This window comes from Mycobacterium sp. P4_H6, assembly GCF_056400845.1.
Map to the genome: position 1 here is coordinate 97,221 of NZ_JBFUKN010000004.1, position 14,242 is coordinate 111,462.

14 protein-coding genes are annotated in these 14,242 nt (G+C 67.7%); 5 read left to right on the forward strand and 9 right to left on the reverse strand.

The genetic code is table 11. From position 1 onward, the window contains the following. Positions 1-85 precede the first annotated feature (85 nt). The 5 genes from AC1DTF_RS03110 to AC1DTF_RS03130 all read left to right on the forward strand — a co-directional run bounded on the left by AC1DTF_RS03110 (position 86) and on the right by AC1DTF_RS03130 (position 5,059). Positions 86-592, forward strand: a complete 507-nt coding sequence (locus AC1DTF_RS03110; protein WP_477472996.1) for a hypothetical protein — start codon at positions 86-88, stop codon at positions 590-592. 222 nt (positions 593-814) lie between these two features. Beyond that, positions 815-2,188 carry a hypothetical protein gene (locus AC1DTF_RS03115; protein ID WP_477472997.1) on the forward strand — a complete coding sequence of 458 codons (1,374 nt, stop codon included), beginning with the start codon at positions 815-817 and terminating at the stop codon, positions 2,186-2,188. Positions 2,189-2,327: 139 nt separating this feature from the next. Then, complete coding sequence (locus AC1DTF_RS03120; RefSeq protein ID WP_477472998.1) at positions 2,328-3,242, forward strand: class I SAM-dependent methyltransferase; 915 nt, start codon at positions 2,328-2,330, stop codon at positions 3,240-3,242. Further along, positions 3,242-4,138 carry a class I SAM-dependent methyltransferase gene (locus tag AC1DTF_RS03125; RefSeq protein ID WP_477472999.1) on the forward strand — a complete coding sequence of 299 codons (897 nt, stop codon included), beginning with the start codon at positions 3,242-3,244 and terminating at the stop codon, positions 4,136-4,138. Before AC1DTF_RS03120 ends, AC1DTF_RS03125 begins: the two co-directional genes overlap by 1 nt. A 9-nt stretch (positions 4,139-4,147) precedes the next feature. Beyond that, entirely contained in the window at positions 4,148-5,059 is a 912-nt protein-coding gene (locus tag AC1DTF_RS03130; protein ID WP_477473000.1) for a class I SAM-dependent methyltransferase, read from the forward strand. Here the strand turns inward: AC1DTF_RS03130 and AC1DTF_RS03135 are convergent, their stop codons facing one another. The 9 genes from AC1DTF_RS03135 to rplO all read right to left on the reverse strand — a co-directional run bounded on the left by AC1DTF_RS03135 (position 5,060) and on the right by rplO (position 14,240). After that, positions 5,060-6,457, reverse strand: coding sequence for an MFS transporter (locus tag AC1DTF_RS03135; protein WP_477473001.1), 1,398 nt, complete (start codon positions 6,455-6,457; stop codon positions 5,060-5,062). Between the two features lie 97 nt (positions 6,458-6,554). Then, on the reverse strand, positions 6,555-6,911 hold the full coding sequence (locus AC1DTF_RS03140; RefSeq protein ID WP_477473002.1) for an STAS domain-containing protein: 357 nt from the start codon (positions 6,909-6,911) through the stop codon (positions 6,555-6,557). Between the two features lie 33 nt (positions 6,912-6,944). Further along, positions 6,945-8,024: a glycosyltransferase gene (locus tag AC1DTF_RS03145; RefSeq protein WP_477473003.1), complete on the reverse strand. Its 1,080-nt coding sequence runs from the start codon at positions 8,022-8,024 to the stop codon at positions 6,945-6,947. After that, positions 8,024-8,728, reverse strand: coding sequence for a glycosyltransferase family 2 protein (locus tag AC1DTF_RS03150; RefSeq protein ID WP_477473004.1), 705 nt, complete (start codon positions 8,726-8,728; stop codon positions 8,024-8,026). The genes AC1DTF_RS03145 and AC1DTF_RS03150 overlap by 1 nt, the downstream gene beginning before the upstream one ends. Next, complete coding sequence (locus AC1DTF_RS03155; RefSeq protein WP_477473005.1) at positions 8,725-10,086, reverse strand: PIG-L family deacetylase; 1,362 nt, start codon at positions 10,084-10,086, stop codon at positions 8,725-8,727. The genes AC1DTF_RS03150 and AC1DTF_RS03155 overlap by 4 nt, the downstream gene beginning before the upstream one ends. Next, the gene (locus tag AC1DTF_RS03160) at positions 10,079-11,098 is read right to left on the reverse strand and encodes an acyl-CoA dehydrogenase family protein (protein ID WP_477473006.1); all 1,020 of its coding nucleotides are present in this window, start codon (positions 11,096-11,098) and stop codon (positions 10,079-10,081) included. The genes AC1DTF_RS03155 and AC1DTF_RS03160 overlap by 8 nt, the downstream gene beginning before the upstream one ends. Before the next feature lie 58 nt (positions 11,099-11,156). After that, positions 11,157-11,795, reverse strand: a complete 639-nt coding sequence (locus AC1DTF_RS03165) for a helix-turn-helix transcriptional regulator (RefSeq protein ID WP_057167052.1) — start codon at positions 11,793-11,795, stop codon at positions 11,157-11,159. An 83-nt stretch (positions 11,796-11,878) separates the two neighbouring features. After that, complete coding sequence (gene sppA, locus AC1DTF_RS03170; RefSeq protein ID WP_477473007.1) at positions 11,879-13,648, reverse strand: signal peptide peptidase SppA; 1,770 nt, start codon at positions 13,646-13,648, stop codon at positions 11,879-11,881. 148 nt (positions 13,649-13,796) lie between these two features. Next, positions 13,797-14,240, reverse strand: a complete 444-nt coding sequence (gene rplO / locus AC1DTF_RS03175; RefSeq protein ID WP_057167050.1) for a 50S ribosomal protein L15 — start codon at positions 14,238-14,240, stop codon at positions 13,797-13,799. Between the last annotated feature and the right edge of the window lie 2 nt (positions 14,241-14,242).

The following is a 14,242-nucleotide window of genomic DNA, read 5'->3' on the forward strand; positions in this document are numbered from 1 at the left end:
TGCAACGGCCGCCGCTGCGGAGCCGCCACCGGAGCCGTTGCCGGCCCCGGTCGCACCGGCACCACCGCTTCCCGCAGGACCCAATGTGCCCATCGTCGGTGCACCGCTCGGGCCGGAAGGGTTGAACGTTCTGGCGCAGAGCGGAACTCAGCCCGGTGGTCCGCTGGGTGCCCCACCGGTTCTCGGCTTGGACAGAACCACGGTGCTGGGCCAGCTCCCGACACCCTCGGCGCCGGGAGCCGCGCCGGGGACACCCCCGAACCTCAACGTGTTCAACAACGCCTACGGCCCCCAGCAGTGCTTGGTACCGTCGGCCCCCGGCGAATGCCAGCAGTTCGATGTCGCCCCCGGCCAGGAGAACGCGGATGTCAACCGCCGGGAGTGGATGGGGCGCTACATCGACATGTACCGCGCCGGCATGCTCAGAGGCGGACTGCTCGGGCAGTTGCCGCAACAGCAACTCGGTGAGCCGTTACCGGGCACCGCGCCTCCGCCCGGAACCAACATCCCGCCGGGGCTGGGTCAATTCCTGCCTCCCCCACCGGAGGTCCCGGCGGATCTCCCGCCGGCCCTTCCACCACCACCCGCCTGATATCTACCTTCAGGCATGGACCCGAAATAGCTGCATCCCAGTTGAATTGACTGCCCGAAACGCAGTCAATCCGACATTCTCTGCCAAGTGCTGTCCATACTTGGTTGCGGAGCTTCTGATTTCGAATTGGTGGACCTGAAATATGTTGTGCTGTAGCTAATTACAAGATTTTGCGGTATTTTCTGCCTGTCAAACTCACCCAAAACCCCGGGAGTTTCTGCCGTGAACAAGCCCGCTTCGCTGACGGCCGGTGTGTGCTCGCTGTGCATCACCGCAACCATGGTCGCCGTACCGCCGCACGCTGCGGCCGCCGAACTGCCCGTGGTTCAGCACCGCACTGTGTCGGTGCTGGATCAGCCCTACGAACTGACCGCCGCATCTGTGGCGCTGCAGAATCTTCTTCTGGTGGCCGGCATTCCGTTCAACAACCTGAACACCACCCTCACCACACTCGGCGGCCTGACGAACTTCGTCACCGGGCTCAACCAGGCCCTCGGCAACATCTACAAGGGCAACTGGGACCTCGTCCCGGCCAATCTGCAGAAGGCCTGGACCGATGAGGTGGCCGCCTTCCAGAAGGTTCTCCAGCTGCCCCAGACGCTGATCACCTACAACACCAAGACGATCCAGAACTTCGTCAACAGCCTGGGTGCAGGCGGTTCGACCCTCACCGCGAAGTCGGTCGCGTCGACCGCCGCCGCCCTCCCGACGGCCCAATCGGACGTCACCAACGCACTGCTCGTGGTGCTCGGTATTCCGTTCAACAACCTGAACACCACCCTGACCACACTCGGCGGCCTGACGAACTTCGTCACCGGCCTCAACCAGGCCCTCGGCAACATCTACAAGGGCAACTGGGACCTCGTCCCGGCCAACCTGCAGAAGGCCTGGACCGATGAGGTGGCCGCCTTCCAGAAGGTTCTCCAGCTGCCCCAGACGCTGATCAATTACAACGTCCAGGCGCTGCAGCACCTGTTCGGCGGCCTGGCACCCGCCTCGGTGACGTCCACGTTCGTGACCAGCGAGCGCGTGCACACACTGGCCCTGCCGTCGGCCACGACGATTGAGGGCAGCACGCCGAAGGCCGCCGATGAGTTGACCGTCATCGAGGTCAAGGACGCCGCCGACGGCGCAGAAGCCCTCGCCGGCAGTGAGGTCGAGAGCGGCCCCGAGACCACTGTCGACGCGGACACCGCTGCGTCGGAGGACGACACYGTGACGGACTCCACCGAGACCGTCGACGAGGTGGATCCCACCGTGCCCGCGCAGGACACCGCCGTCGACAGCCCCGCCGAGGCCACCCCGGAGCAGAGCAGCGATCCGGCCGCCGACAAGCCCGCTGCGACGGACACCGAGAAGACCGCTGACGCGGGCGACACCGATGAGGCGGACACCGCGGATGAGGGCGCCACGCACGGAAGGCACGCCCTGCAGGGCGGCTCTTACGGCAAGCACGCCCGCCAGGACGACGCCGCCGATTCGACGGCCACGTCATCCACCGAGGGGTCATYGACGGCATCAGCACCGGGCCGGCACCGCAAGGCCGAAAACGGTTCGGCGGACTCGGCGACGGGCGGCGCCGGCGCCGCTGCGTAACAGACCACACGGACAGAGGCGGGCCCCGGCAGATGTGTCGGGGCCCGTCGCCGTCCACCTACCAGRGCATTCAGCTTCGAAGCGTACAGTCGGTCGCGTTCATTACATCAGCTAATTAAATTCTGCAGAGGAGACCGTCATGGCACGCACCGACGGAGACAGCTGGGACCTGGCGTCCAGCGTGGGCGCCACCGCGACGATGGTGGCGGCGGCCCGCGCGATGGCCACGGCCGCCCCCGAACCCGTGATCAACGACCAGTTCGCCGCTCCCCTGGTGCGCGCGGTCGGCGTGGACTTCTTCACCAAGCTGGTCGACGGCGACCTCACCGAAGCAGACCTGGGCGACGACCCCCAGATGAACATCTCCCGCTTCGCAAACGGGATGGCCGCCCGCACCCGGTTCTTCGACGACTTCTTCACCGACGCCGGCGCTGCCGGGGTGCGCCAGGCCGTCATCCTGGCCGCCGGCCTGGACTCCCGTGCATACCGGCTGGAGTGGCCGGCCGGCACCGTGGTGTTCGAGATCGACCAGCCCGAGGTGATCGCGTTCAAATCCCAGACGCTCGCCGACCTGGGCGCGCAGCCCACCGCGGATCGCCGCGCCGTCGCGGCGGACCTGCGCGACGACTGGGTGTCGGCGCTGCGGTCGGCAGGCTTCGACCCGGCGGCACCGACCGCCTGGATTGCCGAGGGCCTTTTCGGTTACCTGCCGCCCGAGGCGCAGGACAAGCTGCTCGACCTGATCACCCAGAACAGTGCGCCCGGTAGCCGGGTGGCCGCCGAGGCGGTTCCCGGCACCATGGACATCGACCCGGAGGCCGTCCGGGAACGGATGCAGACGGTGACCGAGAAGTGGTCCTCGCACGGATTCGATCTGGACTTCAGCGAGCTGATCTATCTCGGTGACCGCAAGGACGCGATGACGCACCTCACCGAACTGGGCTGGCAGACCTCGGCGATCCCGACCAACGGTCTGCTGGCGCAGTACGGGCTGCCCCTCATCGAGGAGGATCAGCAGTTCGGGCAGGCGTCCTACCTCACCGCGGTGAAGTGATGGCACGGTCGGAGGGCGACAGCTGGGACCTGGCCTCCAGCGTGGGCGCCACCGCCACGTCGGTGGCCGCCTCACGGGCTCTGGCCAGCCGTGGACCCGGCGCACTGATCGACGACCCCTATGCCGCCACGCTTGTCGAGGCCGTCGGGCTCCCCCATTTCGTGCGGATGGCCAACGGCGAGTTCGACGACAGCCACGACCCCCTCTTCGGACGGGACCAGATGCGCCAGCACATCGCGGTGCGCACCCGGTTCTTCGACGATTTCTTCGCGACGTCGTCGGCGGCCGGCATCCGTCAGGCCGTCATCCTCGCCTCGGGGCTGGACACCCGCGCCTACCGCCTGGACTGGCCGGACGGAACGGTCGTGTTCGAGATCGACCAGCCGGCCGTCATCGAGTTCAAGACCCGGGTGCTCGCCGACGCGGGTGCCGCGCCCGGCGCGGACCGCCGCACCGTGGGCATCGACCTGCGCGACGACTGGCCGGCAGCGCTGAGGGACGCCGGTTTCGATCCGTCGGCGCCGACGGCCTGGATCGCCGAGGGGCTGCTGATCTACCTGCCCCCGGATGCCCAGGACCGGCTGTTGGACGACATCACCGCGCTCAGCGCTGCAGGCAGCGCGCTGGCCACCGAGCACATGGACGCCAAGGCGCTCACCGGGGACTGGGCCAAGGAGCTCAGCGCGCGCGGCCGGCGGTACGGCAGCGACATCGACCTCAACGAGCTGTTCTACAGCGGTCCACGCACCTCGGCGGGCGATCATCTGAGCGCAGCGGGCTGGCAGGTCACCGTGCTGCCGAATTCGAAGGCATACGCCGCCAAGGGTTTCGAGCGTCCCAATGACGAACTGTCGGCGATGGTGGGAGACTCCGGCTATCTGACCGCGAGCAAGTGAGGTATGGCGATGGCACGCTCTGAAGGGGACAGCTGGGACCTGGCTTCCAGCGTCGGTGCGACGGCGACGATGGTCGCGGTGGGGCGTGCCATCGCCAGCACCGAGGAGCACGCCCTGATCGATGATCCGTGGGCCGCTCCCCTGGTGCGCGCGGTGGGCATCGAGGCCTTCACCATGATGGTCGACGGCACGCTGAACATCGCCGACGTCGCCCCCGACGCTGCGGCGCAGGTCAAATCCAATATCGACGAGATGGCGGTCCGGACCAAGTTCTTCGACGATTACTTCGTCAGCGCYGGCGAGTCCGGTGTCCGGCAGGCAGTCATCCTGGCCGCCGGCCTGGATTCGCGCGCATACCGGCTGCCATGGGCGGACGGCACCGTGGTCTACGAGGTCGACCAGCCCGAGGTGATCGAGTTCAAGACCCGCACGCTGGCTGATCTGGGCGCCTCCCCCACCGCGCAACGGCGCACCGTGCCGATCGACCTGCGCGAGGACTGGCCGACCGCGATGCGCGCGGCGGGCCTGGACCCCGATCGACCGACGGCGTGGTGCGCGGAGGGGCTGCTGATCTATCTGCCGCCCGACGCGCAGGACCGGCTGTTCGACAACATCCACGAACTCAGCGCGCCCGGCAGCACAGTGGCCACCGAATTCGTGCCCGGTATGCGGGATTTCGACCCGGAGCAGGCGCGGACTTCCACCGATGCCTTCACCAAGCTGGGGCTCGACATGGACATGCCCTCACTGATCTACCATGGCGAACGACGTTCCGCGGCAGACTATCTGGCCGGCAAAGGCTGGCAGATGACCGGCGTCCCCCGCACCGAACTGTTCGCCCGATACGGTCTACCCGCACCGGAGTTCGGTGACCGCGACGTGCTCGGTGAGATCGTCTACCTCAGCGGCACATTGCCGTAATCAGCTGTTGCGGTCGGCGTAGTCCAGCTGTGGTGGGGCCGCGGCAGTCCCAGGCGTCTCGGTGCCGTCGATCGGGCACCGGGCGGTCTCCGGAATCCCGGCGAGCGCGAACGCGCCGATCACACACGCCGCCATCATGTAATACGCAGGCACCAGGTTACTTCCGGTCAGATTGATCAGCCAGTCGTTCACCGCCGGAGCCGTGCCGCCGAAGATCGACGTCGAGACGTTGTAGGCGATGGCGAACCCGGCAAAACGCACCTGGGTCGGGAACATGGCGGGGAAGGTCGCCGAGATCGTGGCCAGCTGGGGCACATAGAGCAGACCGAGCACCGCGAACCCGAGTATGGCGCCGCCGACGCCGGTGCCCATCAGCAGGAACATCGGCACGCCCGCAACGAAAAGACCGATCAGCGAGAACCACCACATCGGCTTGCGGCCCAGCCGGTCCGAGAGCATCCCGGCGAACGGAACGAAGATCATCATCGCGAGCATTCCGATGATCGGCACCACCAGCGACAGGTTCGACGACAGACCGATGGACTGCTCCAGATATGTCGGCATATAGGTCAGCAGCGTGTAGTTGACCACGTTGAGCGCCACCACCAGCCCGCCGAGTCGCAGGATCGGACGCCAGTAGCCGATCAGCAGTTGGGTGAACTGTGTCGAGGTGTCATCCGCAGCGCCGTGGGACTCGGCCAGCTCCCGGAACACCGGCGTTTCCTCCAACCGGGAACGCAGGTACACGCCGATCAGCCCGAGCGGTGCGGCAACCAAAAACGGTAGCCGCCAACCCCATTCACCCATCTGCTCCTCGGTGAGCACCAGCGAGCAGCCGAGCATCAGGCAGGCTCCCAGCGAGAATCCGGCCAGCGTACCGAATTCCAGATAGCTACCCAGGAACCCGCGCCTGCGCGATGGCGCATACTCCGCCATGAACGTTGCCGCACCACCGTATTCACCACCGGTGGAGAATCCCTGGACCATGCGCAACGCCACCATCAGAATGGGTGCCCACATGCCGATCGCGGCGTAGGACGGGATCAGGCCGACACACAGCGTGGCACCCGCCATCAGCAGGATCGTCAGGGCCAGCACCTGTTTGCGCCCGATCCGGTCGCCGAGCGGCCCCCATACCAGGCCGCCGAGCGGGCGCACCAGGAAGGACACCGCAAAGGTCATGAGTGCGAGTAGAGTCGCGCGCTGCGTGTCGCCAGGGAAGATCGCCGCGGAGATGTAGGTGACGCCGTAGGCATAGATGCCGTAGTCGAACCATTCGGTGGCATTGCCGATGGCCGATGCCGCCACGGCCCGTTTGACCACTTCCGGCGAGGGTGCCTCACCGGCCTCAGATGCGGTGCCCACCGGTGCCCACCCCTCCCTGGGTGAGCGCCACATGCGCGGATGCGCGCACCGACACAGCGCACACCGCGTCCGCCAATACGTGCCCGGCGCAGCGGCGGGCTAAACATCCGCGCCGAGTGGAATGCCGCCGTCAGTCGCTGACTGCCAACAACGCCTCATCGAGTTCGGCGAATACTCCCAGGATATCGGCGATGCCGATCAGCTTGAGCGGTCGACTGGTCGCCGGCCCGTCGGCGACGACCACGAGGCGCACCTCAGCGGGGAGGTCGGCGTGCGCGGCCACCAGCACGCCCATTCCCGACGATGCCAGGAAGTCCACCGCAGCCAGGTCCACCACGATGGCGGTGGGCGCGGCGGCCGCGGCAGCGGCAATGGCCGCATCCATTTGTGGTGCGGTGATGGCGTCGACGGTTCCGCTGACCGCCACCACGATGACGCCGCCGATGCGGCGTTCTTCGATGGTGCAGCCCGACGGCTGGCTAGTCATGAGCACCTGCTCCTTCGTGTCCTTCTCGATCACTCATCGCGAAACCTCCAGTCCGTTCGTGCGTCTGGCCAGCGTCAGCAGCTGCTCGTAGCCGTCCACCGTGCGGTCGCTGCTCAGCCGCACCCGCGCCGAGATGCCGATGCGATCGCGGTCTGTCCGCAGCACCGAGTCCAGGGCTGCGGCCAGGCGGTCCGATTCGCCGTCACCGGCTGCCACCAGCACACCGCCGGGCAACATCACCACCTCGGCCAGCCCGCCTCGGCGCAGGCCCACCACGGGCGTCCCGCACATCTGGGATTCCGCAGCCACCAGACAGAACGGCTCCTCCCAGCGCGGTGTCACCAACGTTGCCGCGCTGTGCCCGTAGAACTCGGCGAGTTCGTCATCACCCAGCGCGCCGACGTATTCGACCCGAGATCCGAGCATCGGCCGGATGACGCCGTCGAACCATCCGATGTCGCTCACGGGTCCGGCCAGACGCAGTCGCCGCCCGGAGCGGGCGGCCGCCGCAATGGCGATATCTGCGCCCTTCTCCGGGGTGAGACGCCCGGCCCAGGCCAGGTCTTCGCCACCCGGCCCCGCCGGGAACCGCGCGGGGTCGACCCCGTTGTGGATCACCCGGACGCCGCGCAGCGTTTCCCACTGATCACGAAGCGCCGCGCTCACCGCGACCAGGTGTGAGGCCGGACCCGCCAACCACGCACCGATCTCCATCCACGGGAACGGCGGCGTGTGCAGAGTGGTGATCATCGGTACCCGCAGAGTCGAGCTCAGCGCCAGCGGCAGCTGATGCAGGCTCTGGTTCAGCACCGCATCGATATCATTGCGGTTCAACAGATCCCGTATCGCCGCCAGGTAGGCGACCTGGTCGTCGAGGAAGTCCGGTTCGGGCATGTTCGGGTCGTCCGAGGCAATGGTGGACAGTGCCGGGGTATCCGGCATGACATGCAGGTCGTCGGCGAGCGCCGGAGTGGTGCCGGCACGGGCCCACAACTCGATGTGGTGCCCACGGTCGCGCAGTCCGCGAATCATGATGGCGGTGAAGCGTTCCTGTCCCCCCGCGTACGGCTCGGCCACCGGGTGACGTGCCGGCCCGATCACGGCGATGCGCATCAGGTCGCCTCGGATTCCAGTGCGGCGATATACGTACCGAATCCGCCTTCGACCCGGGACTCGGTGCGCCCGGAGGTGAGCACGCTGGTCTGGTGGGTGGCGACCCACCGTGGCGTGAGGGCGCGGATGCGCTCGACGAGGCCGACATCCTCCCGGCTCTCGGCGTCCCGGAAGCCACCGGCGCGCAGATAGATATCGGCGCGGAAACCGAGATTGGCACCGTGCACATGGTCGTGTCCCTCGGTGAGATCGTGGTGCTGTAGCCAGCTTTCGTAGATCTCGTGGCTGACATCGGCCGGCGTCACGGTCCCGATCACCGCATCGAGGCCCGAATCCGCGAACGCGATCTGCCTGGACAGCCAGTCGCCCGGCACCACGGTGTCGGCGTCCGTGCACGCTATCCACAGTTCGGCCGGCTCGACGCCGGCCTGCTGGGCCCGGTTGATCGCATCCGCGGTGCCGAGCTGGCGCACGGCGCCGACGCTGTCGGCGTCGCTGGTGAGTACCCGGACCCCGAACTCCCGCACGAGGTCGAGGGTGTCATCGGTGCAATTGTTCAGCACGACCGTGATTCCTCCTGACACACCGACCTTTTCGGCGTTCAGGATGTCGATGCTGTCTCCTACGCTGCGCAGGCAGGCCTCGATGTGCGCCTGCTCGTTGCGGGCCGGCACCACTACTTCGACGTGACGGATACCGGTCATGATGCACCGCGGTATTCACGGTAGACCGAGACGGGCTCGCCCCATACCTCGACGATCAGGTCGACGTCCTCGTACCGGGCGCGGAGCGGAAGATCCAGCAGCGCCGCGGCCTGCGCGTGCACGGCGGCACCATCGAGCGGAATGCCGGTGGTGGATCCGCGCCAGTGCGCCAATACGATCTCTCCACGGGTGGTGAGATGCCTTCGCACGGCGCGCAGGGTCGCGATCAGGTCGGGGCCGTCCAGGAAGTAGCCGATCTCGGAAAGAATGATGGCATCGAAGGTTTCGTCAGGCAGATCAGCCGGAGCGGCCCCGCAGATCCACCGGACCGCGTCGGTTCTGTTCCTGGCGACCGCCAGGGCGCGTTCGCTCGCATCGATGGCGACCACGGTGTCGGCCCGGCCCGTCAGCTGCTCGGCGAGCTGGCCGGTGGCGCAGCCGACTTCCAGGATCCGCTGGTAGCGCTCGCGTCCCAGGCAGGCCAGTACCAGCTCGAGACGGCGGCGCTCATAGGCGAAGTCATCGAGATGCCAGGGATCCTCCTCACCCGACGCCATCATCGCGTCGAACGGTTCGGCGATGGCATCCCGCGGCCGCCCCAGGTCGACGGCTGCGCAGACCCGCCCGGCGAGGTCGGCTGCGGCGGGCATCAAGACGGTTTCGAAAACCCGGCGGGCCCGGCTCAGCACGGAGGATCCGACGATCGGCTGGCCGTCATCGGAGTGCAGTTGGCTGGTGTAGCAGTCGATCGCCGACGTCTTCGCGCCCAGGCCGTGCAGCGAGGGCGCCAGCGTCCGGACTCGCGACCAGTCCATGTCACCCGGTGTCGCCCAGTGCCACAACCAGATCGGGTAGTTGATCAGCACCGCTGATCGTTGCCGGACCGCCACCTCGGCGGCCCGAGCGACGGCGTCATGATCGGAATGGCCGTCGCATTCCACCGGGGCGAACACCACGGTGCGCTCGTCGACCAGTTCTGCCAGTCGCCGGGTCACTTCGCCGTGTTCGGAATCGAGGCCGCCGTCGGGTAGATCCCACCAGAGCGCCGAGATCCGGGTGCCCAGTGCCGCGACCGCGCGGTCCCCTTCGATGCGACGCGGCGTCGATCCGGGACCGTCGCCGCCGTGCGTGGCGAAGACGATGGTGACGTCCAGGTCTTGGGCAGCCAGGTCGGCCAGTGTCGCCCCGAGCGAGAGCGTTTCGTCGTCGGGGTGCGGCGCCACGAGCACCACGCGCGGGCACCGCGCGATGATCGCGGACAGATCGAGCCTGGGCACGCCGTCCCATCCGGAGTCGAGCAACCAGGTCGCTTCGTCGGTGCCGCTGTCCCGGTGGGTGAAAGGGCGGGCTTCATCCATGACGGCGCTCCTGCGCTGCCACCGCGAGCTCGCCGAGGTAGGCCAGGTCGCGTTGTCCGTGATGCTGGCGTAGGTACACGCCCAGATCGGCCACCCGACGCGCGTACTCCTCCTCGCCGACCAACGGTGCCGGGCCGAGCACGTACCCCGCTGTGTGCAAGGCCATTTCGCTCACCCGGGCCACTGCGGCCCGTACCCGTTGTGCGAGCAGCTCGGTGTCCTCGGTGCCGGCGTCGATCGCGACTGCCGCGTACTCCAGACAGGTTGCGGCGGTGAACAGTCCCGCGTCGACGCTGCCGAACTGGGCGAGCGCTATCGGATCCGGAGCGCGGTCGGCCAGATGACGGAGCATCCGTTCCCGGAAGGCCAGGGCGATGCCGTACCAGACGGCGGCCACACCTATGCCGCCCCAACCGAAACCCGGCCGGCGTACGTACCAGCCCGGATCTCCCAGCGGCACGGCGGGCAGCGCCTGAACCTCGATGGCGCCGCTGGGGATGGCGGCCAGCCCGCGCGATACCCAGTGCGCCGGTGCGACGCGGACGTGCCGCGGGTCCAGTCGGACCGCGAACGCCTGCTGTCCCCGTCCGGCGACCTCGGCGGTGATCACCGCGTGGGACAGCTGACCGGCCAGCGAACACCAGGGCTTGGTGCCGGACAAAGTCCAGCCGTCAGGCCCCTCGATGGCCTCCAATCTCAGTCCCGACGCGTGCGCCGCGTATACGCCCCAGGTGGAACCCGAGTCGGCGCCGAGCGCCGGGATGTCCGGGCCCACGCCGGCCTGCTGCAGGATCGCGTGCGCATCGAGATGCGGTTCGACGACGCGGGCCAGCGACGCGTCGACCACGCCGAGCGTGGCCAGCGTGGCCAGGTAGTCATGGGTGCGCCCGCCACCAGGGCGGCACTGCCGATCGGACAACTGCTTGGCGACACCGAGTGCCGCGCAGACATCGACGCGCCCGTCGTCCGACAGCCGCGACCGCAGTTCCTGATCGATCAATGTCCGCATCATGACCAGTCAATGCCCATCTTGCCCGCTGGACTACACCCCTAAGGGTGAGATTGCTGTTTCAGGGATGCAATCGGGCCACATCGGGCCGAAAGTCGTGATCCATCCCCCAGGCCACCGCCTGGGCGCGCCTGGTCACCCCGAGCTTGCGATAGGTGGAACGCACCACCGACTTCACGGTGTTGATGGACAGGTAGCAGCGTTCGGCAATCTCGTTGTTCGTCCGGCCCTGGGTGATCAACGCGAGCACCTCGGCCTCACGGGCGGACAGGCCCGCGTCCTGGCCGGGCCACTGCATCGGCATGGACATGCTGCCATCGCCGCGTTCGATCACGGTCTCACCGGCATGAATCCGCTCAATGCAGTCCACCAGTGTGTCGACCGGCAGCGACTTCGCCAGATACCCGCTGACTCCACCGGCCAGTGAGCGGTCGATCAGCAGCTGGTCAATATTCCACGAATACACCGCAACTCGGCCGATGTGCGGCTGGCCGACCAGGTCACTGACGTCGGTGCGGTCCCCCTGGGCGGCCGCGAAGGTGTCCCAGATGGCGATATCGACCGGGCTCTGCACCTCGGTCCTGGCATCGAGTTCGACGATGCGCAACCGGTCCCGGTAGGGCTGCAACAGAGCGGCCAGTCCCGCGACGATGAGCTCGTAGTCGTTCACGATGGCCAGGCGTACGGGCGAACCGCTCATCGCGCCTGCCCTCCGTTCGACTCACCTGCACCGACCCGACAACGATAGACGTAACCGTCACCGGCGGTGGCGACCCGATGACGTCAGAACCTGAAGTCTCCCAGCCATAGTGCGTGAGCACCGCTGATCGAGCGCTCCACCTGGTCGAACACGCCCGCGACCGAGCTGCTCAGCAGCGCACCGACGGCCTGCGGCAGGGATGCCGCCGCCGGCTGGGAGGAGGCCTTCGGCCGCAACACGTCCAGCATCGACGAACCAGGGTAGTTGACGATCCGCACTTCGGTGTCCGGCTCGAACCCGGCCCGCACCTTCGCCCGGCCGATCGCGGTGCGCAACCCACCGAGTTGGTCGACCAGGCCGCGGTCCTTGGCATCCGCACCCGTCCACACCCGCCCTCGCGCGACGTCTTCGACCGCGGCCACCGTGAGGTTGCGCCCCTGGGCGACCCGTTCGACGAAATCGGCGTAGAACAGGTCGGCCTCGGCCTCCACGTGCGCCTGTTGTTCCTCGGTGAAGCGCTCGTTGCTCGACCATGCGTCGGCATTCGCGTTGGTGCGCACCGAATCCGAACCGACACCGAGCTTGTCCTTGAGCTGGCGGGATACCAGCTTGCCGGTGACCACGCCGATCGATCCGGTGATGGTGCCCGCGTTGGCGATGATCTCGTCGGCGGCCATCGATACGTAGTAGCCGCCGGACGCAGCCACCGCGCCCATCGAGGCGACGACGGGTTTACCGGCCTCGGTGGCCCGAACCACCTCGCGCCAAATGGTTTCCGATGCGGTGACCGACCCGCCCGGGCTGTTGACCCGCAGGACGATGGCCGACACGTCGTCGTCGGCGACGGCTTCCCGCAGGGCGGCCGCGATGGTGTCACCGCCGGCATTCGAATTCCCGAACGGCAGCATCTGCGGGCCGCCACGGCCGCTGACGATCGGCCCGTCCAGGGTGACCACCGCGATCCGGGGCTTGGTCTTGCGCCCCGGGATGGGCGGGGCCGGTGTGAACGGGTTCGCCTTCGCGTAGCGCGACAGGAACAGCCGCGGCGGGGCGTCCTCGCCGTCGGCAACCGCTGCGGCGCCGGTGAGTTCGGCGATCCGGGCGTAGGCCTCATCGCGGAAGCCGATGCGGTCGATGAGCTTCCCGGACACCGCGGCATCACGCAGCAACGGCGCCTTGTCGGCCAGCACATCCACCTCGGCGGCATCGAGGCCGCGGGATTCGGCCACCGCAGCCAGCACCTGTGCGTGCAGGCTGCCGATCAGCGCGGTGTCCGCTTCGCGGTGCGCATCGGTGTAGCTGTCCTGGGTGAAAAGGTTTGCCGCCGACTTGTATTCACCACGCGCCACGAACTGCGCCTCGATGCCGGCCTTGTCCAGGGCGCCGCGCAGGAACAGTGCGCTGGTGGCGAATCCGATCAACCCGACCGTGCCCGACGGCTGCATCCAGACCTCACGGAAAGCCGAGGCCAGATAGTACGACAGGGTGCCGGGATAGGTTTCCGCCCAGGCCAGGGTGGGCTTGGAGGTGCCGAAGGCCGCGATCGCGTCCCGCAGTTCCTGCACCGGACCCGGGGCTGCCGCCGACAGCTGGATCCGGGCGATCAACCCGGCGACCCGGTCGTCCTCGGCCGCACGGTGCAGGGAATCGACAGCCTGCCGCAGCGTCAGCGGCTTGCCGCCGAGGGAGATGAGGGTGAACGGATCGAACCCGAGCGATTCCGGTGGCGCGGACTGCAGGTCGAGTTCGAGCACGCAGCCGTCGGGCACACCGTTGTGGCGGGCGGTGTCGACCTTGCGCACCAGGGACTTCAGGTCGTCGGGACCGGGCAGGCTGGGGAAGAATCCGAACATCTTCCGAGCCTACCGGCGCCACAGCGCCCGGCCTTTTCGCCGATCGTGAAACCTGTGCGCTCGATCTCGCGATGTTCCGACGAGGATTCACGCTCGTCGGCAACGCAAAAGGCCCCTGCCGGAGCAGGGGCCTTCGCGTGTACGAGCTTTACAGTTCGGTGGCCGAACCGCCGGCGGCCGTGATGGCCTCCCGCGCGCTGCCGCTGAACTTGTTGGCGGTGACGTCGACCTTGACGGACAGCTTGCCGTCGCCGAGGACCTTCACCAGGGTGTTCTTGCGAACCAGACCCTTGCCCACCAGTTCGTCGACACCGATGGTGCCACCCTCAGGGAACGCCTTGGCGATATCGCCGACGTTGACGACCTCGTAGGCCACCCGGAAGCGGTTCTTGAAGCCCTTGAGCTTCGGGAGCCGCATGTGGATCGGCATCTGGCCACCCTCGAACGTCGAGGGGACGTTCTTGCGGGCCTTGGTGCCCTTGGTGCCGCGACCCGCGGTCTTACCCTTGGAGCCCTCGCCGCGACCGACGCGGGTCTTCTTGGTCTTCGACCCGGGGGCCGGCTTCAGGTCGTGAAGCTTGATGACACTCATGA